Genomic DNA, 21839 nt, shown 5'->3' on the forward strand with positions numbered 1-21839 from the left:
CCCCGGCCGCGCCAACCATGAAGTTGCGTCGATTCATGCAGTCTCCTTGCGTGTCAGGCCACGCCCAGGATCGAGGACAGGTGGGCGTTGAGGAACTTGCCTTGCGGGTCCATCTCGCGGCGCACCTCGGTGAACTCCTTCCAGCGCGGATAGAGCGGCTGCAGGGTCCGCGCGTTGAGCGTATGCAGCTTGCCCCAGTGTGGCCGACCGGCGTATTTCCAGAAGATCGGTTCGATGGCGGCGAAGAAGTTGTGGTGGTCCATGCTGTAGTGCTGGTGCACGGAGATGGAGCAGCTGTCGCGGCCTTCGAACATGCTCAGGGGAATGTCGTCGGCCTTCACATAGCGGTACTCGATGGGGAACCAGGTGCGCAGGTCCTTGTCACGGATCAGCTTGAGGATTTCGCGCAGGCAGGCCGGGCCGTGCTCGGCCGGTATCGAGTACTCCATCTCGTTGAAGCGCACGTTGCGCACATTGGCGTAGATCTCGTAGGAGTCGCCCACCCGGTCGTCGAAGCTGGCGATGTGGCGCAGGCTGTTGAGCAGCGCCCGGCGCGCGGCGGGGAAGTCGCTGCCGTACTTGTCCAGGCCCTCGATGATGCTGACGAACTCGTTGCCGCCCTCCTCGGCCGGGTCCACCGGCGGGGTGAGCGGGTCGCTGGTCTCGTTGAGCGCCACGGACAAGGCATAGTCGGAATGGGTGATCACCAGCATTTCCCAGTGCTGGTTCTCGCGGGTGTTCTTCTCCACCTCCTCCAGCAGCTCCTCGGTCTTGGCGATCCATTGCCGCTCGCGCAGGCGATAGGCCTCGCGGTTCTGCAGGCGCACACGGGTGGCCACGCCAAAGGCGCCGAGGGAAACCCGCGCGGCGTTGAACACTTCCGGGTGCCGCTGGGCGTCGCAGTCCAGCACTTCGCCGGCGGCCGTCACCAGCTGCAGGCCGGTGACGTGGGAGGAATAGGAGCCGAAGCCGACGCCGGTGCCATGGGTGGAGGTGGAAATCGCCCCGGCGAGCGTCTGGTAATCGATGTCGGCCATGTTCGGCAATGCCTGGCCAATCCCTTTCAGCGCAGGGCCCATCAGCGACATCGGCGTGCCGGCGGCGAACTCCGCCTCCAGCGTCTTCGGGTCATGGCCGAGCAGGCCGTTGAAGTAGCTGAGCGAGACCAGCGTGCCGTCGGTGGGCACCAGCGGGCTGAAGGAGTGCGCCGAGCCCACCGGGCGAACCTTGCCTTCGGCCTGACGAATGACCTGCACCAGTTCGTCCAGGCTCTGCGGCGCCAGCCGCGCCAGGGGCAGGCAACTCTGCCCGCCGGACCAGTTGCGCCAGGGGATCAGGCGTGGGGTACGGGCCAGTTGCGCCATCCCCGGTGTGGTGAAAAGCGCCGCGAACGCGCCGGCGACGCCGGCCCGCTGCAGCAGCTGGCGGCGAGTGAGGTGGTTTGCCATCAGGGCACCTTGTGATTATTGGATGGGCTGGCCGGACATGAAGGAAACCAGCGCCAGGAACTCTTCTTCCGAGCACTGCATGCACATCCCCATCGGCGGCATGCCCTTGTAGCCGTTGATGCTGTGATCCAGCAGGCTGTCCGCGCCCTGGGCAACCCTGGGTCGCCACGCGTCGACGTCGCCGGCCTGCGGAGCGCCGGACGCCGGGTTGGCATGGCAGGTCTTGCAGCTGTTGTCGTAGATCTTCGCCAGGGCCTTGTCGGCAGGCGCCAGGGTGGCGGATCGGGGCGCTGCGGTTGGGCGGGTGTCATCGCCGCAGCCGCCGAGCAGTCCGGCCAGCGCCAGCAAGGCTGCCGGCAGTAGCGGTGTTCCGGGTATCGACATGGTGCTCCCCTCTTCTGCCGTGCCGGGTGGTGGCACGGGTTCTTGTTGTCGTGGGCAGGGAGCAACGTTAAGTCAGGCGCCACCGGGCGCTGAGGGCATTGGCGGCCAACAAGGGGGGATTAACCGGACAGCATGCAGGGCTAGCCATGCCGCGCTCCGAGCCTGGCCTGGATGCGGACGCCTGCTCTTTGTCTGAGGACCGCCTCCTGTCGAACGCCGGGTCCTGCGCGACGCGGGCTTCTCGCAATCAGCCGGCTGCACGCCGGTTTCATCGCCATTCAGGGTAAATCACCGCAAATTCATGGCTTTTCATAACTGAGGCATCTGCCGCATGCGTTACTGCGTCCAGCCCGATCCCGTGCGGGGCGGAGCAGTTTTTTCCTTGCGGAGCGTCATGCATGAGTCTCGACCGTCTGAGCCGGCTGCTGACTGTTGGCATTGTCCTGATGTGTAGCGGCAGCCTCTTCACCACCTGGCTCGCCGACAGGAATTATCGCCATGCCATTCAGACCGAACAGGAGCGCGACGCCGTCGCGGACCTGACTGCGACCCTGTTCGAAGGCAATCAGCGACTTACCCAGCTTGCCCGGCAGTTCATGGCCACGGGTGATGCCATGTTCCTTCGGGCGCACACCGGCGAGAGCGATCAGCGCCAGACGTTCGAGAAGGCCGTGGAACGCCTGCTATCGATGAATCTGCTCGACAAGGAGCGGGCCCTCCTGGAGGACATCAAGCGGATCAACGCAGCCCAGGGGCTGGTGGAAGTGGAGGCCATGCGGACTCGTACCCAGGCCAAGCCCATGGAAATGCTGGACGACACCCCTTACATCGCCAGCGAAGCGCGTATCAGCGACCTGATCGGCCAGCTCAGAAAAAGCGCCAACAGTCGCCTGGACCAGCAAGTGCTGGTCACCCGCGAATATGCCCGCCTGGCCCATCTGCTTTCGCTGGGCATGCAGGTGCTGTGGCTCATTGCCCTCATCACCGGGATATTCCTGCTGCGCTACCGCCTGGTCCGGCCACTGCTCAGTCTCACCCGACAGACCCGGAACCTGCAGCTGGGCCTGCCTCTGCAAAGGATCGCCTCCCCCTGTGCGCTCAGCGAAATACGCAACCTGGCAAAGGCCATGGACGACTACCGGGCGGTCAATCGGCAGGCTGAGCAGCGCGCCTGGGGCGACCGTTGCCTGAGCGAGCTGGGCGTCGCCCTCCAGGAACGGGTCACCCGGGACGACTTTGCCGCCGAACTGGGCCGGCAATTGAGCGCCATGCTGCTGTGCAGCGATGTGCGGCTGCTGCCGACACCGGCAACGGACGACAACGCCCACCCTGACCGCGTGCTGCTGCCCCTGAGCCACGCCAATCAGGAGCTCGCGGTGCTGGAGCTGACGTTCTCCACCCCGTGTGGCCCCGAACAGCAGATGCTGATGCAGCGCCTGGCACCGGCGCTGGGGCAGCTGCTCGCGATCCAGCAGCAGCGCGAATACCAGAAGCAGCTTCTGACCAACCTGGAAGACCGGCAACTGACCCTGACCGCAACCGAAAACTGGTATCGCGGCATCATCCAGGCCGCACCCGATGCCCTGATGGTCTTCGATGAGTCCGGGTGCGTCACCCTGGCCAATGCCGAGGGCGAGCACATCTTCGGCTACCGGCAGGATGAATTGCAGGGCCGGCACTTCAAGACACTGGTCCCGCGTGACCAGTGGAAGACGCTGGCGATGATGCTGGAGGTGTATCTGCGAACCAGGCAGAACCTCCGCCAGGACAGCATCGCCCTGCGCCGGGATGGATCGGAATTCCCCATCGAGATTCGCCTGTCCGACCTGCCATCGCTGGATGGCCGTGGCCGCTCGCTGTGCGTGGTGGTTCGTGACATGACCCAGAGCCGGGCCCAGGAGCTCAGCCTGACCAGGGCGCACGAGCACCGTCAGGCCATGTTCAATTCAGCCCCGCATGGTATCGCTTTCGTTCGCGACGGACTGATCATCCAGGCAAACCCGCGGCTGCACGAGCTCTTCGATCAGCAGGCGGATGCATTGATTGGCACCAGCCCGACCAGCTGGGCGCATCCCGACAACCTGGCGGCGCTGGAGCAGGAAATCCGCTGGCAACTGGCCCATGGCGAAATATTCCATCGGGAGTTGCCGGTCTACCGGCCCGACGGCTCGCATTTCTTCGCGGCCATCAGCGCCAGGGCGGTGAAGTCCCGGGATCTGCGCGAAGGCTCGATCTGGATTGTCGAGGATGCCAGTCTCCAGCACGCCGCCAGGCTGGAAATGGCAGAAGCCCGCCAACTGGCCGAAGAAGCCGCCCAGCTCAAGGCCGATTTCCTGGCGAACATGAGCCACGAAATCCGCACGCCCATGAATGCCATCATCGGCATGACCCACCTGCTTTCACAGACCACCCTCGACGTGCAGCAACGCGACTACCTGAGCAAGGTCCAGGGCGCCAACCGGCATCTTCTTGGCGTGATCAACGATATTCTCGACTTTTCCAAGATCGAAGCCGGCAAGATGGAACTGGACATCCAGGACTTCTCGTTGCACCGGCTACTCCTGGAGGTGACTGACCAGGTGCGTCCGGATATCGAGCGAAAGGGCCTGGATCTGTTCGTCGAGATTGATGAAAGCCTGCCGGAGCGGCTGTCCGGAGACCCCCTGCGGCTGCGCCAGATTCTGCTCAACTACCTGAGCAACGCCGTCAAGTTCACCGAGCAGGGGCATGTCGAGGTGCGCGTCGATGGTTCACCGCAGCCCGAGGAGCGCCTGCTCGTGCGCTTCCGCGTCAGCGACACCGGCATCGGCATGAGCCCCGAACAGTGCTCGCGGGCCTTCCAGAGCTTCCGGCAGGCGGATGCAACCACTACCCGCCGTTACGGCGGTACCGGTCTCGGCCTGGCCATTGCCCGGCAGCTGAGCGAACTGATGGGCGGCGGGGTCGGGATCAGCAGCACCCCGGACGTGGGCAGCTGTTTCAGCTTTACCGCGAACCTGACGGAGGCCACTTCCTGCCCTGAGGAGGAAGAATCCCGGCAGGCGCTGGCGATCCCCCAGTTCATCGGCGCGCATATCCTCCTGGTGGAAGACAACGAGCTGAACCAGCAGGTTGCCAGTGAACTGCTCAGTGCCACCGGTTGCCATGTCGACATCGCCGATAACGGCCAGATCGCCCTGAAGCGCCTGGAAGAGCAGCCGTATCACCTCGTGCTCATGGACATGCAGATGCCCGTGCTCGACGGTGTGGGTTGCTGCCTGCAACTGCGTCGGCGGGACACATGGAAGAACCTGCCGGTCATCGCGATGACGGCCAATGCCCTGAAGTCGGATCGGGAAAAATGCCTTGCCGCCGGCATGAACGACTTCATCAGCAAACCCCTGGAACCCAGTGTCCTGTTCGATGTGCTGCGCCGCTGGCTGGCCGAATACCTGAGCACGCCGGCAGGCGCGGCCCCCGTCGAGACCGCCGTCCAGCTCGATCTCGAAGCCCTGGGACAGGCCGGATTGAACACCGGCGCCGCCCTGTACCGCATGCTGGGCAAGCAGGCGCTGTACGAGACCTTGTTGCGCAAGTACGTGGCTACCCAGCCCGCACTGCTGGACGGGCTGCAGCAAGCGCTCGATGACGGCGACCAGCGGCAGGCACGACTGCTGGCGCACTCCTGCAAGGGCGCCTCCGCCAACATAGGCGCCGAGGCGGTAACGGAGCTCGCCGCGGCGCTGGAGCAGTCCATTGCGACAGAGGCCGATCCGGCTCAGGCGTCCGCCCACCTCGATCGACTGGCCCGGACGCTGGGAACATTGCTGGCAAGCCTGGCTCGCTGCCTGCCGGACGAACCGGCCCCGCCCACCTCGACCGAACTCGACCTGAGCGAACTGCCGATCATCGCCGGACGCCTCGACGACCTGCTGGGTGACCATGACGCCACCGTCATCAGCCTGTTCCAGGAACACCGTGCCCTGTTCAACGCCGCCTGCAGGGTTCGCGGCCGGCTGCTGGATACGGCCCTGTCGTGCTTCGACTTCGAGCAGGCCAGGGAAAACCTGAAGGCCTTCATGACTCCGCCACACCCCTCGACCTAGACGGTCTTCAGAACTTTTCAGGGTGATTCAGCGGTAATCAGGACATCTCAGAGCAGCCTGAGGCGGTCCCGTGCCTAATGCACGGGAGCCACGCATTCAGAGGACAGCAGCCGATGCTCAATACAAGAAAACCCAGCGTGCTGGTGGTGGACGATATGCCGGACAACCTGAGCCTGATCAGCTCGCTGTTGCTGGATGACTACCATGTCCGCGTGACCACCTGCGGCGAAAAAGCCTTGAGTCTCATCGAGCAGCACACCCCTGATCTGGTCCTGCTCGATGTCATGATGCCGGGGATGGACGGCTATGAAGTCTGCAGCCGCATCAGAAGCAATCCACGCAGCCGGGATGTGCCGGTCCTGTTCCTCACGGCGCAGCATGAAGTCGACGACGAGCGCTCCGGACTGGCATTCGGCGCCAATGACTATCTGCACAAGCCGATTGTCCCGCCGATCCTGCTGGCCCGCCTGGCGACCCAGTTGCGTCTGAAGCAGGCCAAGGACCAGTTGCACGAACAGAACGACCGCCTCGACCGCGAAGTGCGCGCCCGCACCCGGGAACTGGAAGCGACCCACGACGTGACCATCCTGGCGCTGGCCTCCCTGGCGGAAACCCGCGACAACGAAACCGGCAACCATCTGCTGCGCACACAGCATTATGTAAGAACCCTGGCCGAGCACCTGCGGGATCATCCTCGCTTCGCCGCGCAACTCAGCCCCGCGGCCATCGAGCGCCTGTTCAAGTCGGCACCCTTGCACGACATCGGCAAAGTCGGCATTCCCGACCGGATACTGCTCAAGCCAGGACGCCTGGAGCCTGCCGAGTACGACGTCATGAAGCGCCACCCCGAGCTGGGCTATCGCGCACTCGCCAACGCCGAGGCGTTGCTCGGCCAATCGATTCCGTTCCTGGAGACGGCCAAGCAGATCGTCCTCTGCCATCACGAACGCTGGGACGGCACCGGCTACCCCCAGGGCCTGGCCGGCGAGGCCATCCCCCTTGGCGCCCGGCTGATGGCCGTGGCCGATGTCTACGACGCGATCATCAGCCGCCGCGTCTACAAGCCCGAGATGCCCCATGCCAAGGCGGTGGACGTCATACGCGAAGGCAGCGGCACGCATTTCGATCCGGATGTCGTCGTGGCCTTCCTCGCCGTGGAAGACCTCTTCAGGGACATCGCCCGGCGCTTCGCGGACACCGAAGAAAGCCTGCAGGCAAAGCGGGACTATCACTCGCTGGCCACAGCGGTGGAGGCCTGACACCTCGTCAGCGTACCGAGCTCCCCTGCCCTGCGGACTCAGGAGGATTCCTCGTGATGACAGCCGAAACGGCCATTCTCGTCGTCGACGATGCCGAGCTCACGCGCCTACGGTCGACTCTGCCGGCGATCACCCAGGGCACGTCAGCTATTCCGGCTCCCCGGCGTCTGCAAGCTGCGCAGGCGTGACCTTGCAGTAGTACTTGCTCCCCAGACCGTTGTCGATCAAGTAGGCCGAACTGCCCAACCGCTCCAGGCGCAAGCCTATCTCGGCGCCGGGCTGGAACAGGCTCAGGCTGATCATGGGAATCTGGCTATCGGCAAGGCTGTCCGTGCGGCTTCGTCCGGCGCGCTCGACGGACAGCCGCAGGCGGGCCCCGTCACGGCTATAGCGCAACGCCGCGTAGCGGTGCATGTATGCCTGAACCTTTCCCTCGTCATCGAGCACCCGCCCGCGGATACGCAAAGCGCCCTGTCCATCGGAGCCCAGCTCCAGCATGAGTTGTGCCAGCAGCCAGCGCGGCTGCCCACCGGCGTCCAGCGGCTGGACGAACTGGCTGGAGCACCAGACATCCTCGCGCTGTTGCATGGCGCCGAACACATAGGCCGCCACCATTCCCAGCAATGCGAGCATGCCCGCCAGGACCGGCGCCAAGGTGCTAGTAGGTGATTTCATAGGGAAGCATTCCCAGGCATTTGCCGCGTTCATCCAGCAACGGCGCGGTGCACAGGAAGCCCTGTGTCTTCTGCGGCGCCAGCAGGTACAGGTGCAACGGCGTGGCGTGCCATTGCGCCAGTCGTGCCACGTGCAGGGCCTGCTCGCGCCACCGTCGCAGCTCCTGCACCGTCGGCTCTGAATTGCCGGTGGGCAGATAGATCAGCACGTCCTCCTGCTTCAATGGCGCGGCGAACGACAAGGGTGCCATTTTCAATCCAGGGGTCGGCAAAAGGGCTCCCGCCAGATAAGCAAGGATGCCGAGTACCAGCGTTGCGAGAATCCATCGCCCGATCGGCCAATGCGTATGCCGGCGCCCCTCCTGCTCGGCTGGTGGAAGGGACGCAAGCGGTGCCGCCAGTTCTTCCTCGACCAGCGCAGTGGGCGCAGTGGGCGCAGTGGGCGCAGTGGGCGCAGCGTCGCACGGCTCGTACGCCTGCCAACTCAAACGCTCGCTCAACCGGTAGCCGATCCGCGGCACGGTGATGATGCATTCCTGCCCGGGCAGGATCGCCTCGAAGGCCACGCGCAACTGACGGACAACCTGGGCAAGGCTGTTCTCCGTCACCTCCAGACCGAACTTGCCCCAGGCCCCCTCCATCAGATCACGCTTGCCCACCACCACTGCCTGGGACAGGAGCAGCTGGAGCAGGCACCGGCTGGCAAATACGCCCAGACGCTGCGGCTCTTGCGCGTCGTCGGGCCAACGCTGAAGCGTGAAATTGTCGGTATCGAACATCACGCAGTGATTTATGAGGAATCGACTCATCCTGGTCGGTCCGGCCATCGTTATGCAGGCAATCCAGTGAACTTGTTCCGGTATTTCAACACGCCGCCGGGCAGGCTCGCATTGGCCGAATCGGCACCGGGACCAGGCGCTGAGCGGGAAGACCGCCGCCCGCGCTGCTATTCAGCGCGACTCGCAAGCAGGCAGCCCGCCTGCCACGCAACGCATCAGCCACCCAGGGCGATGATGGCGAACAGCAGGGCCGTACCCACGACCGCCAGCGCCCCGCCGCCCACCCAGGGCGTGCCGCCGGAGTAATGGGCCAGAATCCAGCCGGAGATGAACAGCATCCCCAGGGCCACCAGGTTGGAGAGGCGTATGGCCGTTCCGGTGTGGTCGGTCAGCAGGAACGGGATGACCAGCGGAAAGGTCGCCAGCACCACCAGCAGGAAGGTGCCCAGCGCCCCCTTGATATCCTCCAGGTCCAGCCGTGCGCGAATCGGCGCGGCGTTGGCCAGCAGGCGCATGCGCAGCATCTCCAGCGCGTCCGTCCCCGCCGCCTCGGCGATGCGCGGCGGCAAGGCATCGGCGATCAGGCCCTGGCCTTCGCGCGGGTCGGCACCGCCGCCCAGGCGGGACAGGAGGGTCCGGCTACGCGTGCGCTCGGTCCAGGTCCGCAGCAGGTAGATGACGGCATCGGCCAGGCCCCAGGCGAGGTTGCAGCCCAGGGCCGCAATCAGCATGGTGCGCGCCTCTTCGCGCCCCGCCGTCGCAACGCTCAGCGAGCCGATGAACGTCATGGCCATCAGCAGCCCGAAGATCACTTCGGTCACGCGATCCACGGGATCGAGAACTCTTTGCCAGGTGCCAACTCGCGGTCTGTCCATTGCGCCCTCTCCACGGCGGTGGACGGGTCGCGCCATCCACCGTTTGCTCACTGAGTCAGGGTTGAAGAAGCCGTCGTACAGGAGGTACCCGGCTATCGGCGTCACCGCGAAAAATCGACGTCTCCACGCAAGTAAAGACGCTGGTGCCAACTCGCGCCTGGCCATGGCGAACAGAATCTCTCCAGTCGGCGGGATCAACGCATTGATGAATGCCGGATCTGCCTGACGCCGCAACGGCCGACCGCCCCTGGATCGAACGGATCCGATTCGATGGCGCGGGCACGCTCCTCGGTGGCCAGGGACAAAATCGCGCCTAAACTTCTTCGCGATTCTGCTCACAAAAACCAATACGGCTACCTGCGTCGACCACCTGGAACCGGGTCGATGCTCCCGCTGAGGTATTGGCCGCCGGCATGAAGATCGCCAGCAGAAACCAGAGTTTCAGTTCCCAATGCGCCCGACCGTAGCCGAGGAAATCCCATCATGAGCCGAATCGCCAGAACGCTTCTCTGCGCCCTCTTCAGCAGCCTGTTGCTCAGCGCCTGTGTTTCGCAGGTCACGGAGCAGGACCAGTACTCCGGCTTCCTGCCCGACTACTCCGGGCTCAAGGAAGCGACATCGCCCAATGGCCACCCGGTGATGCGCTGGATCGCCCCCGGCTTCCAGCCGCGCTCCTACAGCACGGTCGTCTTCGACAGGCTTGAGCTGTACCCGGCGCCCAAACCGACGGAGCGGGTGAACCAGCAAACCCTGCAGGACCTGCAGAGATACGCCAGTTCCACCGCGCGGGAAACCATTGCCCTGCAATACCGGGTCGTTCCCAACCGGCAGTCGGTCCCCGCCGGCCAGCGCGCCATGTTCATCAAGGCCGCCATCACCGGCGTCAGTGCCTCCAACGAAGGCATGAAATGGTACGAAGTGGTTCCGATCGCGGCCGTCGTCGGCGCCACGTCGGCGGTCACCGGGCATCGGGACCAGAATACCGAGCTCTATATCGAAGCCAGCATCAGCGATGCCTCGACCGGGCAGCCGCTGGCCTACGTGGTGCGCAAGGTATTCGGCAAAACCCTGGAAAACGACAAGCAGGCGATCACCGCCGACGATTTCAAGCAGGCCATCAGGGAAATGAACAGCGACCTGAGTATCATGCTCAGCCGGTAGCGGGTCATGCAGCGGCAAGAGTGAAACTCCGCGACTCAGAGGCGGCGGAGACGATCCGGAACACTACAAGGACGCCCCGGATATGAGCAGTTTGTTCGACGCTATCGTTCTCGGCCTGCTGGCCATACTGCCCTTGATCAACCCGCCGACGACGGTAGCGTTGTTCCTGGCCCTTTCCCAGGGCTTCAGCCGGGAGGAAAAGAACAAGCAGGCGCTCCTGACAGCCTTCTACGTGTTCCTCATCATGACGTTCACCTACTACATCGGCGAACTGATCATGGACGTCTTCAACATCTCCATCCCCGGCCTGCGGATCGCCGGCGGCGGCATCCTCTGCATCATCGGCGGCAGGATGCTGTTTCCCCAGCCCCTGCCCGCCGCCGCCGCGCAGGACGGCAATGCCGAACGCGCCAGCTTCGCCTTCATCCCCCTCGCCATGCCCAGCACCGCGGGACCGGGCACCATCGCGATGATCATCAGCTCCTCCGCCACGATCAAGCACAGCACCAGCTTTCCGCAGTGGGTCCTGCTGACCGCGCCGCCGCTCATCTTCCTGTCGGCGGCGCTGACGCTCTGGCTCTGCCTGCGCGCCTCGGACTGGATCATGAAGATGACCGGACAGTCCGGCATCGATGCCATCTCCCGGCTGATGGGCTTCCTGCTCGTCTGCATGGGCGTTCAGTTCGCCATCAACGGCGGAGTCGAGATCGTGCAAGGCGTCATCAACAGCAACGCGCAGCTCCTCCAGGCCCGGTGAGCACGACGGGAACGCTCGACGCTCGCGGGCGCTACAATGGCGCCCGCACCGATCCCCCCGGATCGGACACGCCCGGAGCCCGCGTCAGATGTTCACCCTCGTAAACCTGGACACACCGCCACCCGAATCCCTGAAGAGTCAGATTCTGCAGATGGTGGTGGACTACTTCAGCGACATCAGCCCGGTGCCGCTGACGCCCAGCAATCCGCTCTATCAGCTGTATCAGTACGTGATTGGCTACGAGGTGCACCTGTACCTGCAAGCCATGGACGGCTCCGCAGAGAGCCCCGCGCGACTGATCCTGGCCCTGGATGATGAAGATCCCTCCCAGGTGCTGGGTTTCGCCCTCTACCTGCCGAGCCGGGACGATGCCGAGGCCTGCACCCTGGCCTATCTGGCCGTCAGCGCCAGCCACCGTCGGCACGGCATCGCCCGCGCCCTGCTGCAGCGGATGATCGAGCAGCGCCCCCATGTCGAACTGGCCTGCGCGGCGAGCAAGGCGCCAGTCTTCGAATCAATGGGGTTCCAGGTACTGGCAGCGCAGGGGCCGCACGTGCTGCTGAACACCCGCGACCACCGCTCGGACGGCATGGTGGCGGTGCAGGACCTGGCCCCGATATTCCGCTCCAAGGAAGTGCAGCAGATCCACGCCTACCTGCTGAAGCAGAACGGCAGGAAGGCCATGAGCGAGGCCGAGAGCAAACGCGACCGTTTGCTCGACCAGATGGCGCGTCAGGCTGAGGCGTTGGTGAAAGAGCGTTTTCCGACGATTCACTGAGGGTAATAGGGGGCAGATCAATCGTTCCAGCTTTTGAACGCCCGCTTCCGGCCAAAAGCTGCGGACAGTGCCATGCACGCTCCTGCCTCCGCTATCCGCCGTCTCGATCGTCCATTTCAAAAACGCGAAAATTCAAACGCACACTCAAACCTCGCCCTCCAGCCCCAGAGTCCAGGATCAATCCCGCTCGATGCTGCTCGGCAATCTTGGCGACGATGGAAAGCCCAAGCCCGCTGCCCTCGGGCAGCTTTTCGCCCAGGCCCCGATAAAAGCGTTCCAGCACACGCCCACGTTCAGCCTCGGGAATACCTGGGCCATCGTCGCTGACCTCTAGTATGACGTTCTGGCCTTCACGCCGGATCGACAGATTGATGGTACTGCCCGGCGCATGCCGTATGGCATTGTCGACTAGGTTGTTGAGCAGGATGCTCAGGGCACTGGCATCACCCATGACCGACACGTCCTCAGCCTGCGCCAGCCCCAGGTCGTTGCCGTTCAGATCGGATTGGCGGATGCGATCGCTGATCACCTGTTTGCACAACGCGAGTAGGGGTACTGGCTGCAACGGTGCGCACTGCGTTTCCGGCTCCAGGCGAGCGAGGGTCAGCAACTGCTGGGCGAGACGCGACAGGCGGGATACGCCTCGCTGCAACTGGAGCAATGCCTGCTGCCGCTCCTCCTGATCCTCGGCTCGCTGCGCGAGGTCGGCCTGGAGACTCAGCGCCATGATCGGCGTGCGCAGTTCGTGAGCAGCATCGGCGATGAAATGCCGCTGCAGGGTGAATGACTGGTCCAGCCGCTGGAGCAGGGAATTGAGTTCGGTCACCAAGGGGCTGATCTCGCTGGGCAGATCCGTATCCTTGATGGGCACCATGCTGTTGGCGTTACGCTGCGCCAGTTCGGCGACGATCCGATGCAGCGGTTTCAAGCCGTAACCTATGCCGAACCAGAGGAATAACGCCAACAACGGCAGCAGCGACAGTACAGGCCACAGCAGGTGGACCGCCAGACCCGCCAGGGCCTCCCAACGCTCATTCTGAGCTTGGGCTACACGGATCAGGCGATCGCCCCGTGGGGTAACGAAAGTGTGCCAGGTCTGCGCCTGGTGGGAGACGTCGCTGATGCCGGTTGCAGTGGGCGCCGGCAGCTGCAGTGCGGGGTCCGAGCTATAGTGCAGTTGCCCCTGGTTGTCCCAGACCTGCAACAGCACCTCGTCCTGCTTTTCCTCCTCCGAGTCGCTGAGGTGCTGGCCCCGCCTGTCGAAGGACACCTGCTCTCCAGAAAGGCTCACATGCCGGGCGATGTAGCGCATCTGGTCATTGAGCAGATCACCCAGTTCCAGGAAAGCCCCCCAGTAGGTGCCGACACTGGCCAGCGCGCCGGCCGCAAAGGTAGCGGGCAGCAGCCACAGCAACAGACGGCGACGCAGCGAGTTCATTGCTCCTCCCCGATGTGGTAGCCAACGCCCCGCACAGAGCGGATGACTTCCGCGCCGAGCTTCTTGCGCAGATTGAAGATATGCACCTGCACCGCGTTGCTGCCTATCTCCTCTCCCCAGCCATAGAGACGATCTTCAAGTTGTTCGCGCGACAGGATGCGCTCCGGCCCACGCATCAGTTCGTGCAACACCGAGAACTCCTTGGCCGAAACGCTCACCGGCTCGCCGCGCAGCCACAGCTGGTGGCTGATCGGGTCAAGGCGCAACGGTCCGGCGTTCAATTCGCTCTGCACCTGTCCTGCCTGACGCCGGCTGATGGCGCGTATGCGTGCGAGCAGTTCCTCCATGGCGAAGGGCTTCACCAGATAGTCGTCGGCGCCGCCGTCCAGGCCGGCTACGCGGTCGGCCAGTTGGTCACGTGCGGTGATGATGATCACCGGCAACACTTCGCCATTCTGGCGCAGGCGCCGCAAGACGTGCATGCCGTCCTCCCGAGGTAGCCCGAGGTCGAGCAGCAGTACGGCATAGTCGGTGGTTTCCAGAGCAAGCAGGGCCGACTTGCCATCCTGGACCCAGTCCACGCTGTAGCCCTCCTTGCGCAGGCCCTGCTGCAGGCCCGCGCCGATCATCGAGTCGTCTTCCGCCAGTAGCAAGCGCATAGCATTCTCCCAGGCCTCCGCATCGCAACGGGCTCCGTGCCCGTCAACATGCAATACCCACATCCTCGCACGACGATTTTTAAGATGGTTTTAAGCCGGCGTTGTCTACCGTCTGCCTGCCCGCCGAACGGCATCAATCTGTCACGCGCATGCAGAAGATCATCTTACTCCCGGTCCTGGCCCTGCTCGCCAGCTGTGCCACCTACCACGCGGAGCCCCTGGCCCCGGATCGGATGCTCGCTGCCTACGAGGCGCGGAACCTGAATGATCCGCACCTGAGGCAATACATCGCCACCCACTCGGACCGCTCGGATACCGGCTGGACACCCGACACCCTGACTCTCGCTGCCTTCTATTACAGCACCGAGCTGGACGCAGCCCGCGCCCGCTATTCGGCCAGCCAGGCCGCCATCGAAAGCGCCGGGGAACGACCCAATCCAACATTGTCGTTGCCGACGCAATATACCGCTGCGACGAGCAAACCCTGGACCTACGGCCTGGCCCTGGATATTCCCATCGAAACCGCTGGGAAGCGCGGCTATCGGGTAGCCCAGGCCCAGCAGCTGTCCAGCGCCGCGCAGCTGGCGATCGGGCAGGCCGCCTGGCAGGTCCGCAGCCAGTTGCGCACGGCCCTGCTCGACCTCTTCGCGAGTCACCAGCGCGAAGATCTCCTACAACGTCAAGTGACGTTGCAGCAGGAGCTGCTGGCAATGACCGAGCAGCGTGCTCGCCTGGGGGAGATGGCGCCCACCGAGGCGAATCAGCAGCGCATGGCACTGATGCGAACTGAGAACGACCTGGCCGCAGCCCATCAGTCCGGCCTGGACGCACGCAGTCGGGCCGCCGCCGCCATCGGCATCCCGTTGCCCGCCCTGGAAGCGATCAGTCCGGACTTCAGCCAGTTCGAGCGCGCAGCCCCAGCAATTCCTGCCGATAGCGTACGGCGCGCGGCCATTCTCAATCGCACCGATCTGCGCGCGGCACTGGACGACTACGAAGCGAGCCAGTCCGCCCTGCAACTGGAAATCGCCCGGCAATACCCGAATCTCTCGCTCGGCCTGGGCTACTCCTTCGACCAGGGCCAGGACAAGTACAGCCTCACGCCGGGCGTGGTGAATCTGCCGCTGTTCAATCACAACCAGGGCGCCATTGCCCAGGCAGAGGCGCAACGCAAGGAGGCTGCCATCAAGGTTGAGGCGCTGCAGGAACAGGCGATCAACGCCGGTGCGGCCGCCCTGCGCAACTACGACGCCGCGCGGCATCGGCTGAGCCTGCTCGACCGTCTGGCTGCCAACCAGTCTGCCGCCCGCGAAGCCGATCAACGCGCGTTCGCCAGCGGCGAGATGGATCGGCTGGCGCTACGCCAAGCCGACCTCGCCGCCAGCCTTGACGCACTCTCGCGCCTCGATGCCCGGGTGCAAATGCAACAGGCCTTGTTGCAATTGGAAAACGCCCTGCAACGGCCCCTGCAGGACAACCACCGTCCTCTTTTCACCGATTCGGGAGATCGCCGGCCATGACACGCCGCCCCGCCCTGCTGCCGTGGCTGGTCACCGCCGCCGCAGCCACATCCGCCGCACTGGCGGCCTGGCTTTACCTGCAACCCGTTCCGCCGGCCGCACCGGCGCCGGCAGCGCCCACCTGGGTGACCAACGAAGCAGGCCTCACGCTGGTCACGCTGGACCCGGCCACCCTCGCTCGCACCGGTATCCAGACCGCCGCACTCGCGTCGATCGAGTACCAGTCGGAACAACTCGCCTATGGCAGCGTTCCGGACATCCAGGCGCTAACCGACCTGAGTAGCCGCTACCGCATCGCCCAGACCGAACTCGCGGCGGCGCAGGCCGCTGCCAACGCGTCGAACCAGGAACTCAAACGCAGCCAGGCGCTGGCGCGGGACGCCGGGAATGTGTCGGAGAAGAATCTGCAGGCCGCCACGGCCACCGCCAGCGCCGACCAGGCCAAATTGGAAACCGCACGGAGCACGGTGCGGGCGCTGCAGAGCAGCGTGCGACAGCAGTTCGGCGGGCCCCTGGCGAATCTGCTGTCGCTGCAGCCCTCCGCCGAACTGGACCGTTTGCTGGATCACCAGGAGAGCTTACTGCGCATCGCCCTTCCGGCACTGGGCAAGGGAACACCGCCACGGAAGATCAGCGTCGAGGACGATTCCGGGCAACGGGTCCAGGCTGATCTTCTTTCTGCCGCCCCACAGAGCGACCCCAACCTGGCCGGGCAGGTCTATCTCTATCGCAGTTCCACGGCCCTGCCATTCGGCTCCCGCCTGCTGGCCCACTTGCCCGTGACGCAGCAGGCAACCAGCGGTGTGCTGATTCCGCCGGACGCGGTGGTCTGGTTCGGCGCCATTCCCTGGGCCTACGTGCAGACCGAGCCTGGCCACTTCCTGCGGCGCCCCTTGAGCGACCCGCGCCCGGTGTCTGACGGCTACTTCGTCGGCAGCGGCTTCAAGGCCGGCGAGCAGGTCGTGGTGCGCGGTGCGCAGCTGCTGCTCTCGGAGGAGCAGCGCCCGCAGATCGCCGCATCCGCCTGCAAAGACCCCGAGTGCGACGACTGACCCCGGTAGCGATCAAGCCATGCTCAATTCCGTGATTCGCTTCGCCATCCGCCTGCGCGGTGTGGTGATCGCCCTCGCCTGCCTGCTGGTGGGTTACGGCCTCTATAGCCTGACGCAGACGCGCCAGGACGTGTTCCCCGAATTCGCCCCGCCGCAGACGGTGATTCAGACCGAAGCGCCCGGCCTGACCTCGGAGCAGGTCGAAGTGCTGGTCAGCCAGCCCATCGAAAATGCCATGGCCGGTACCCTGGGTGTCGCGACCCTGCGCTCGAAGTCGCTGCAAGGACTATCCATGGTGACCCTCACCTTCAAGGACGGCACCGACATCTACCAGGCCCGGCAACTTACCGCCGAGCGACTGGCCGCACTGGCCAGCAGCCTGCCCCGCGAAGCGGCAGCTCCGACGCTGCTGCCGCTGACTTCCTCCACCAGCGTCACCCTGGTGGCGGCGCTGACCTCGAAGCAGCGCTCGCTGATGGACCTGCACACGCTGGCCGAATGGACCGTACGGCCTCAGCTGCTGCGCGTGCCCGGTGTGGCCGACGTGATCGTCTTCGGTGGCGATGCGCGGCAGCTGCAGATTCACGTGCAGCCCGAACGCCTGGTGCGCTATGGCCTGTCGCTGCAGGACGTACTCGGCGCGGCCCAGCGCGCGACCGGCGTGCGCGGTGGTGGCTATATCGAAAGCGCCAACCAGCGCATCGTGCTGAGCACCGAAGGTCAGACACTGCGCCCGGAACAACTGGCGCAGGTGGTACTGCGCTACCAGAGCGGCCAGCCGCTGCGCCTGGGCGATATCGCCACTGTCGAGATCGGCGCGGAGCCGGCGGTAGGCGCAGCCGCAGTGAATGGCGAGCCCGGCGTCTCGCTGATGGTCGAGAGCCAGTATGGCATCGACATGAAGAGCGTCTCGACCGGTGTCGAACAGGCCCTGGCAGCGTTGAAGCCGCAGCTGGAGCGCGAAAAGGTCGAGCTGCACGCCGACGTGTTCCGCCCGGCCAGCTTTATCGAAAGCGCCATGGGACACCTGCGCAATGCCCTGCTGCTCGGCGGCGTACTGGTGATCGCGGTGCTCTTCCTGTTCCTGCTCGATGCGCGCACGGCGATCATTTCCGCCACCGCCATCCCACTGTCGATGCTCACCGCGGTGATCCTCCTCCAGCACTTCGGCGTGAGCCTCAACACCATGACCCTCGGCGGCCTGGCGATCGCCCTGGGCGAAGTGGTGGACGACGCCGTGGTCGACGTCGAGAACATCTTCCGCCGCTTGCGCGAGAACCATGCCCTGGGTAACCCACGATCGGCCGCCAGCGTGGTGCTCGCCGCCTCGCTGGAAGTGCGCAGCGCAGTGGTCTATGCAACCCTGATCGTGGCCGTGGCCTTCCTCCCGGTCCTGAGCCTGAGTGGTATCGCCGGCAAGCTCTTCGCGCCGCTCGGCATCGCCTACATCCTGGCCATCCTTGCCTCCTTGCTGGTGGCCTTGACCGTCACGCCGGCCCTGGCTTTCCTGCTGCTGACCCGGCGCCCGCTGCGCAGTAACGAGCCGGCTCTGCTGAGCCGCCTGAAAACCCGCTATCTGGCAGTGCTGGCCAGGGCCGAAGCCCATCAGCGCGGCATACTCTGTGGCGTTTTCCTGCTCTGCGGCGGCGCCATTGCCTGTCTACCGTTCATGAGCGGTGACTTCATCCCGCAGCTCAACGAGGGCCATTACCTGGTGCACATGGCCCTCGCGCCGGGCTCTTCGCTGCAGGAATCGATGCGCGTGGGTGCCCAGGTGAGCAAGGCGCTCGCCGCGGTGCCCGGTGTGGGCCTGGTCGCGCAACGCGCCGGGCGGGCCAGTGAAGTGGTCGATCCCACCGGGGTGAACATCAGCGAGTTCGAGGTGGACCTCAAGCGCACCTCTGCGGAGGAACAGCGCGAGGCGCTGCTGGGCATCCAGCACGTGCTGGCAAGCTTCCCCGGCCTGATCACCTCGGTGAACACCTTCCTCGCCGAACGCATCGACGAGAGCATTTCCGGGGTCACCGCGCCGGTGGTCATCAACGTCTTCGGAGCCGACCTGGATCTGATCGAGCACAAGGCCAACGAGATCGCCATGCTGGTCGGCTCGATTCCGGGCTCCATCGGTGTCCGCGTGGAGGCCGCGCAATATGCCCCGCAACTGACCCTGCGCCTGATTCCGGAGCAGCTGACCCGCTACGGCTTCGCCCCGCTGGATGTGCTGGACGCCATCCAGGCGGCCTACGAAGGCATCGATGTCGCCCAGCTCTACGAAGGCGCCCAGGCCTACAAGGTCAATGTGTCACTGGCGCCCGCGGCTCGACAGGACCTGACCCGCATCGCCGAACTGCCGCTGCGCAGTCCGGCCGGTATCACGGTGCCGCTCGGACAACTGGCGCAGATCAGCCAGACCAGCAGCCGCTACCAGATCCAGCACAGCGACGGCCAGCGGGTGCAGACCGTATCCTCCGCCGTGCGCGGGCGCGCGGTCAGCGACTTCGTTGCCGAAGCACGGCAGCGCATCGCCAGCCAGGTCAGGCTTCCCGCGGGGGTCTACGTGCTGTTTGCCGGCGAAGACCAGGCCCGCAGCCAGTCGGAGAACGACCTGCTGGTGTACAGCGTGCTCGCCACGCTGGGCGTCGTGCTTCTGCTGTTCATGGCCCTGAAGAACAACCGGGCGCTCCTGCTGGTGCTGGCCAACCTGCCCTTCGCGCTGGTGGGCGGCGTGCTCTCGGTGCTGGTCAGTGGCGGCGACCTGTCGCTGGGCTCACTGGTGGGCTTCGTCACCCTGTTCGGCATCACCCTGCGCAACTCCATCATGCTGGTGTCGCACTACCAGCACCTGGTCGATGAAGAAGGAATGAACTGGGGTCCGGAAGCCGCGCGCCGCGGCGCCGCCGAGCGGCTGGTGCCGATTCTCATGACCGCCGTGGTCACCGCGCTCGGCCTGCTGCCCCTGGCCCTGTCCAGCGGCGCCGCCGGCAACGAGATCGAAGGTCCCATGGCACTGGTGATCCTTGGCGGCCTGGTTACCTCGACGGCCCTCAATCTGCTGGTGCTGCCAACCCTGGCGCTGCATTTCGGCCGGTTCGCCAAAAGTACGGAGATACTCTCAGCATAGGAGGCCGAGCCATTGGCCAGACAGCCGTCAAATTGAAACCGCGACCCTGGCCGCCGTGGAGAGATGCATGCGCAGATAGGAGAGTACCGGCGCCGCCGACTCTTATCGGCCCGGTAGGCAATGCGGTGCTCGGCAGATCGACGATGGACGTGGTGCAACGGATCAGCCGATATCTGAACGGCCGCCTCGGGTTGCAAGCTGCCTTTCACCAACGACGGTAATCGGCCAGAGGTGGACTTCTGCGCAAGGAAGTATTGAAACCGTTCCTTGTCTCCCACCTCCGGCCTGACATGTTCTCTAGGCGCCAGGGAGAAGATGCCCGTAACCGGCAGCACGAGTGAAATCGGCCAGTCGCCAGAGACTTCCGTTCGCCCCCCATGTGCCATCGGCGATGTCCGTCAGCTGTATCGACGTCATCAACACCCGCCCATCATCCGGCTCTACGCATTGCTCGATGGCCTGGTGCAGGCCCAGCACGTAGTCCTTGCGCATCTGCTCATCGAGAACGCCGGCAGGCACCTTGACCATGACGATGCAGGGGATGGCCTGAGCGTGCACATTAGCGCCGCCACATAGCCAATCGGCAGCCCGAACCTCCTCGATGAGCACCCAGCACAGATTGCGCTGCCGTGGATCGTTGCCTATGCGCTCATGTGCGATGGCTGCCCCGCTGACGCGTTTCAACAGGCGCTCACGTTGCGGCTCGCTGAAAGCTCCGGTGGGGACCTTGATCAGGATGTTGGGCATGGCTGAAACCTTGACGATGAATTGGGCCGCTATTGGGCCTGGCGTTCGCCTCTTGCAAAAGTGTCTGATCCGTCCTCTTTCGGGCATAATCCGACAATGCATGATTTCACCATTCTGGTCGTACCAGGGGCATTCGCCTCGAGCGTGGCCTCCACCCTGGACATCCTCGCCACCGCGGCAAACGTCGGTGAGCGACGCGGCCTGGCCACACCGCGCTGGCGGGTTTGCGGTCCGCAACCGGGACCGGTGACGCTGGGTCATGGCTTGCTGCTGGATGTGGAACCGATGGAGCAAGGCGCCGAGGACAACTCCTGCTGGGTCATACCGGGGATCGGCATCAGTGACCTGGGCCAGTTGGAGCGGCGCCTCGCGGAACCGTGGACAACTCCCCTCCTCTCTGCACTGAGCAATCACATTGCTAACGGCAAGGAAGTTGCCGCGTCGTGCTCTGCCGTCTTTCTTCTGCATGCAGCCGGGCTGCTGGCAGGCCGGAGGGTGACAACCTCCTGGTGGCTGGCACCGCACCTGCAGACACTCGCACCGGGCTGCCGCGTAGACCCGGACTTCATGGTGCTGGCCGATCCCCCATTGACCACGGCGGGTGCCGCCTTCGCTCAAACCGACCTCATGCTGCACCTGCTACGCCGGCGCCTTTCCCCTGAAATCGCCGACACGGTGAGCAAGGCTCTTCTGCTCGACCGTCGGCAACTGCAGTCGCCTTTCGTCATCCCCGCCGTGCTGGTGCAAGGTAATGCCCTGATCTCGCGCCTGACCGCGCAGATCGAGGAATCGCTGCCGGAGCTTGCGGGAGTCAAGGCACTCGCCGCGAGTGTCGGCATGTCCGAGCGGACCTTGTCGCGCCACGTCCACAAGGCGACGGGGCACTCCACTCGGCAACTCATCCAACGGGTGCAGCTGAACAAGGCGCGAGCGCTTCTCGAATCCGGCCAATATTCCGTCGAAGCGGTTGCAGCGCAGGTCGGCTATCAGGACCCAACGGCTCTCCGGCGCCTGTTGCGCCGCCTGTTGAACGCGACCCCGCGGCAATTGCGCCATAGTCGATCGGCTTGACGCTCCGCCACTCCAGCACATCCGCCCTGGG

General features: G+C 64.8%; 17 protein-coding genes. 9 read left to right on the forward strand and 8 right to left on the reverse strand.

Annotation, left to right across the window (positions count from 1 at the left end; translation table 11 throughout):
- Window positions 1-53: 53 nt before the first annotated feature.
- Together ACQ5BL_RS26535 and ACQ5BL_RS26540 are read right to left on the reverse strand one after the other, a co-directional pair.
- Window positions 54-1364 (reverse strand): D-arabinono-1,4-lactone oxidase, encoded by a 1311-nt coding sequence (locus tag ACQ5BL_RS26535; RefSeq protein WP_243807831.1) that lies wholly within the window; start codon window positions 1362-1364, stop codon window positions 54-56.
- Between the two features lie 99 nt (window positions 1365-1463).
- Complete coding sequence (locus ACQ5BL_RS26540) at window positions 1464-1832, reverse strand: c-type cytochrome (RefSeq protein WP_243807654.1); 369 nt, start codon at window positions 1830-1832, stop codon at window positions 1464-1466.
- A 398-nt stretch (window positions 1833-2230) separates the two neighbouring features.
- Here ACQ5BL_RS26540 and ACQ5BL_RS26545 point away from each other — a divergent pair, with 398 nt between their 5' ends.
- Window positions 2231-5917 (forward strand): PAS domain S-box protein, encoded by a 3687-nt coding sequence (locus ACQ5BL_RS26545; RefSeq protein ID WP_243807655.1) that lies wholly within the window; start codon window positions 2231-2233, stop codon window positions 5915-5917.
- A gap of 113 nt (window positions 5918-6030) precedes the next feature.
- Window positions 6031-7176, forward strand: coding sequence for a response regulator (locus ACQ5BL_RS26550; RefSeq protein WP_243807656.1), 1146 nt, complete (start codon window positions 6031-6033; stop codon window positions 7174-7176).
- A 147-nt stretch (window positions 7177-7323) separates the two neighbouring features.
- Here ACQ5BL_RS26550 and ACQ5BL_RS26555 read toward each other — a convergent pair whose 3' ends face one another.
- From ACQ5BL_RS26555 to ACQ5BL_RS26565, 3 genes are all read right to left on the reverse strand, one after another.
- The gene (locus ACQ5BL_RS26555) at window positions 7324-7851 is read right to left on the reverse strand and encodes a hypothetical protein (protein ID WP_207886126.1); all 528 of its coding nucleotides are present in this window, start codon (window positions 7849-7851) and stop codon (window positions 7324-7326) included.
- Complete coding sequence (locus tag ACQ5BL_RS26560; RefSeq protein ID WP_243807658.1) at window positions 7835-8659, reverse strand: winged helix-turn-helix domain-containing protein; 825 nt, start codon at window positions 8657-8659, stop codon at window positions 7835-7837. The genes ACQ5BL_RS26555 and ACQ5BL_RS26560 overlap by 17 nt, the downstream gene beginning before the upstream one ends.
- A 185-nt stretch (window positions 8660-8844) precedes the next feature.
- Entirely contained in the window at window positions 8845-9504 is a 660-nt protein-coding gene (locus ACQ5BL_RS26565; protein WP_207886124.1) for a hypothetical protein, read from the reverse strand.
- A 483-nt stretch (window positions 9505-9987) separates the two neighbouring features.
- Between ACQ5BL_RS26565 and ACQ5BL_RS26570 the strand changes: the two genes are divergently transcribed.
- From ACQ5BL_RS26570 to ACQ5BL_RS26580, 3 genes are all read left to right on the forward strand, one after another.
- Window positions 9988-10665, forward strand: coding sequence for a DUF3313 domain-containing protein (locus ACQ5BL_RS26570; protein ID WP_243807659.1), 678 nt, complete (start codon window positions 9988-9990; stop codon window positions 10663-10665).
- An 82-nt stretch (window positions 10666-10747) separates the two neighbouring features.
- The gene (locus tag ACQ5BL_RS26575) at window positions 10748-11422 is read left to right on the forward strand and encodes a MarC family NAAT transporter (protein WP_207886122.1); all 675 of its coding nucleotides are present in this window, start codon (window positions 10748-10750) and stop codon (window positions 11420-11422) included.
- 88 nt (window positions 11423-11510) lie between these two features.
- Window positions 11511-12200: a GNAT family N-acetyltransferase gene (locus ACQ5BL_RS26580; RefSeq protein ID WP_243807661.1), complete on the forward strand. Its 690-nt coding sequence runs from the start codon at window positions 11511-11513 to the stop codon at window positions 12198-12200.
- A 91-nt stretch (window positions 12201-12291) separates the two neighbouring features.
- Here ACQ5BL_RS26580 and ACQ5BL_RS26585 read toward each other — a convergent pair whose 3' ends face one another.
- Window positions 12292-13638, reverse strand: coding sequence for an ATP-binding protein (locus tag ACQ5BL_RS26585; protein ID WP_243807664.1), 1347 nt, complete (start codon window positions 13636-13638; stop codon window positions 12292-12294).
- Window positions 13635-14297 carry a response regulator gene (locus ACQ5BL_RS26590; protein ID WP_243807667.1) on the reverse strand — a complete coding sequence of 221 codons (663 nt, stop codon included), beginning with the start codon at window positions 14295-14297 and terminating at the stop codon, window positions 13635-13637. Before ACQ5BL_RS26590 ends, ACQ5BL_RS26585 begins: the two co-directional genes overlap by 4 nt.
- 149 nt (window positions 14298-14446) lie before the next feature.
- On the opposite strand from ACQ5BL_RS26590, the gene ACQ5BL_RS26595 reads away from it, so the two are divergent.
- The 3 genes from ACQ5BL_RS26595 to ACQ5BL_RS26605 are packed head-to-tail and all read left to right on the forward strand — an operon-like array spanning window position 14447 to window position 19990.
- Window positions 14447-15817, forward strand: coding sequence for a TolC family protein (locus tag ACQ5BL_RS26595; RefSeq protein WP_243807669.1), 1371 nt, complete (start codon window positions 14447-14449; stop codon window positions 15815-15817).
- On the forward strand, window positions 15814-16869 hold the full coding sequence (locus tag ACQ5BL_RS26600) for a hypothetical protein (protein WP_243807671.1): 1056 nt from the start codon (window positions 15814-15816) through the stop codon (window positions 16867-16869). Before ACQ5BL_RS26595 ends, ACQ5BL_RS26600 begins: the two co-directional genes overlap by 4 nt.
- A gap of 19 nt (window positions 16870-16888) precedes the next feature.
- On the forward strand, window positions 16889-19990 hold the full coding sequence (locus ACQ5BL_RS26605; RefSeq protein WP_243807672.1) for an efflux RND transporter permease subunit: 3102 nt from the start codon (window positions 16889-16891) through the stop codon (window positions 19988-19990).
- Between the two features lie 297 nt (window positions 19991-20287).
- Here ACQ5BL_RS26605 and ACQ5BL_RS26610 read toward each other — a convergent pair whose 3' ends face one another.
- Complete coding sequence (locus ACQ5BL_RS26610) at window positions 20288-20737, reverse strand: tautomerase family protein (protein WP_243807673.1); 450 nt, start codon at window positions 20735-20737, stop codon at window positions 20288-20290.
- Window positions 20738-20833: 96 nt separating this feature from the next.
- On the opposite strand from ACQ5BL_RS26610, the gene ACQ5BL_RS26615 reads away from it, so the two are divergent.
- Window positions 20834-21808, forward strand: a complete 975-nt coding sequence (locus ACQ5BL_RS26615; RefSeq protein ID WP_243807674.1) for a GlxA family transcriptional regulator — start codon at window positions 20834-20836, stop codon at window positions 21806-21808.
- The last annotated feature ends 31 nt before the right edge of the window (window positions 21809-21839 follow it).

It is taken from the genome of Pseudomonas sp. B1-22, assembly GCF_050474425.1.
In the GTDB taxonomy this organism is placed as follows: domain Bacteria; phylum Pseudomonadota; class Gammaproteobacteria; order Pseudomonadales; family Pseudomonadaceae; genus Pseudomonas.

Bases quoted from the DNA above. Each gene is read 5' to 3' on its own strand.
- ACQ5BL_RS26615 (WP_243807674.1), top strand. From the start codon at position 20,834: ATGCATGATTTCACCATTCTGGTCGTACCAGGGGCATTCGCCTCGAGC.
- ACQ5BL_RS26590 (WP_243807667.1), bottom strand. From the start codon at position 14,297: ATGCGCTTGCTACTGGCGGAAGACGACTCGATGATCGGCGCGGGCCTG.
- ACQ5BL_RS26580 (WP_243807661.1), top strand. From the start codon at position 11,511: ATGTTCACCCTCGTAAACCTGGACACACCGCCACCCGAATCCCTGAAG.
- ACQ5BL_RS26555 (WP_207886126.1), bottom strand. From the start codon at position 7,851: ATGAAATCACCTACTAGCACCTTGGCGCCGGTCCTGGCGGGCATGCTC.
- ACQ5BL_RS26535 (WP_243807831.1), bottom strand. From the start codon at position 1,364: ATGGCGCAACTGGCCCGTACCCCACGCCTGATCCCCTGGCGCAACTGG.
- ACQ5BL_RS26585 (WP_243807664.1), bottom strand. From the start codon at position 13,638: ATGAACTCGCTGCGTCGCCGTCTGTTGCTGTGGCTGCTGCCCGCTACC.
- ACQ5BL_RS26610 (WP_243807673.1), bottom strand. From the start codon at position 20,737: ATGCCCAACATCCTGATCAAGGTCCCCACCGGAGCTTTCAGCGAGCCG.
- ACQ5BL_RS26545 (WP_243807655.1), top strand. From the start codon at position 2,231: ATGAGTCTCGACCGTCTGAGCCGGCTGCTGACTGTTGGCATTGTCCTG.
- ACQ5BL_RS26540 (WP_243807654.1), bottom strand. From the start codon at position 1,832: ATGTCGATACCCGGAACACCGCTACTGCCGGCAGCCTTGCTGGCGCTG.
- ACQ5BL_RS26600 (WP_243807671.1), top strand. From the start codon at position 15,814: ATGACACGCCGCCCCGCCCTGCTGCCGTGGCTGGTCACCGCCGCCGCA.
- ACQ5BL_RS26595 (WP_243807669.1), top strand. From the start codon at position 14,447: ATGCAGAAGATCATCTTACTCCCGGTCCTGGCCCTGCTCGCCAGCTGT.
- ACQ5BL_RS26550 (WP_243807656.1), top strand. From the start codon at position 6,031: ATGCTCAATACAAGAAAACCCAGCGTGCTGGTGGTGGACGATATGCCG.
- ACQ5BL_RS26570 (WP_243807659.1), top strand. From the start codon at position 9,988: ATGAGCCGAATCGCCAGAACGCTTCTCTGCGCCCTCTTCAGCAGCCTG.
- ACQ5BL_RS26605 (WP_243807672.1), top strand. From the start codon at position 16,889: ATGCTCAATTCCGTGATTCGCTTCGCCATCCGCCTGCGCGGTGTGGTG.
- ACQ5BL_RS26565 (WP_207886124.1), bottom strand. From the start codon at position 9,504: ATGGACAGACCGCGAGTTGGCACCTGGCAAAGAGTTCTCGATCCCGTG.
- ACQ5BL_RS26560 (WP_243807658.1), bottom strand. From the start codon at position 8,659: ATGAGTCGATTCCTCATAAATCACTGCGTGATGTTCGATACCGACAAT.
- ACQ5BL_RS26575 (WP_207886122.1), top strand. From the start codon at position 10,748: ATGAGCAGTTTGTTCGACGCTATCGTTCTCGGCCTGCTGGCCATACTG.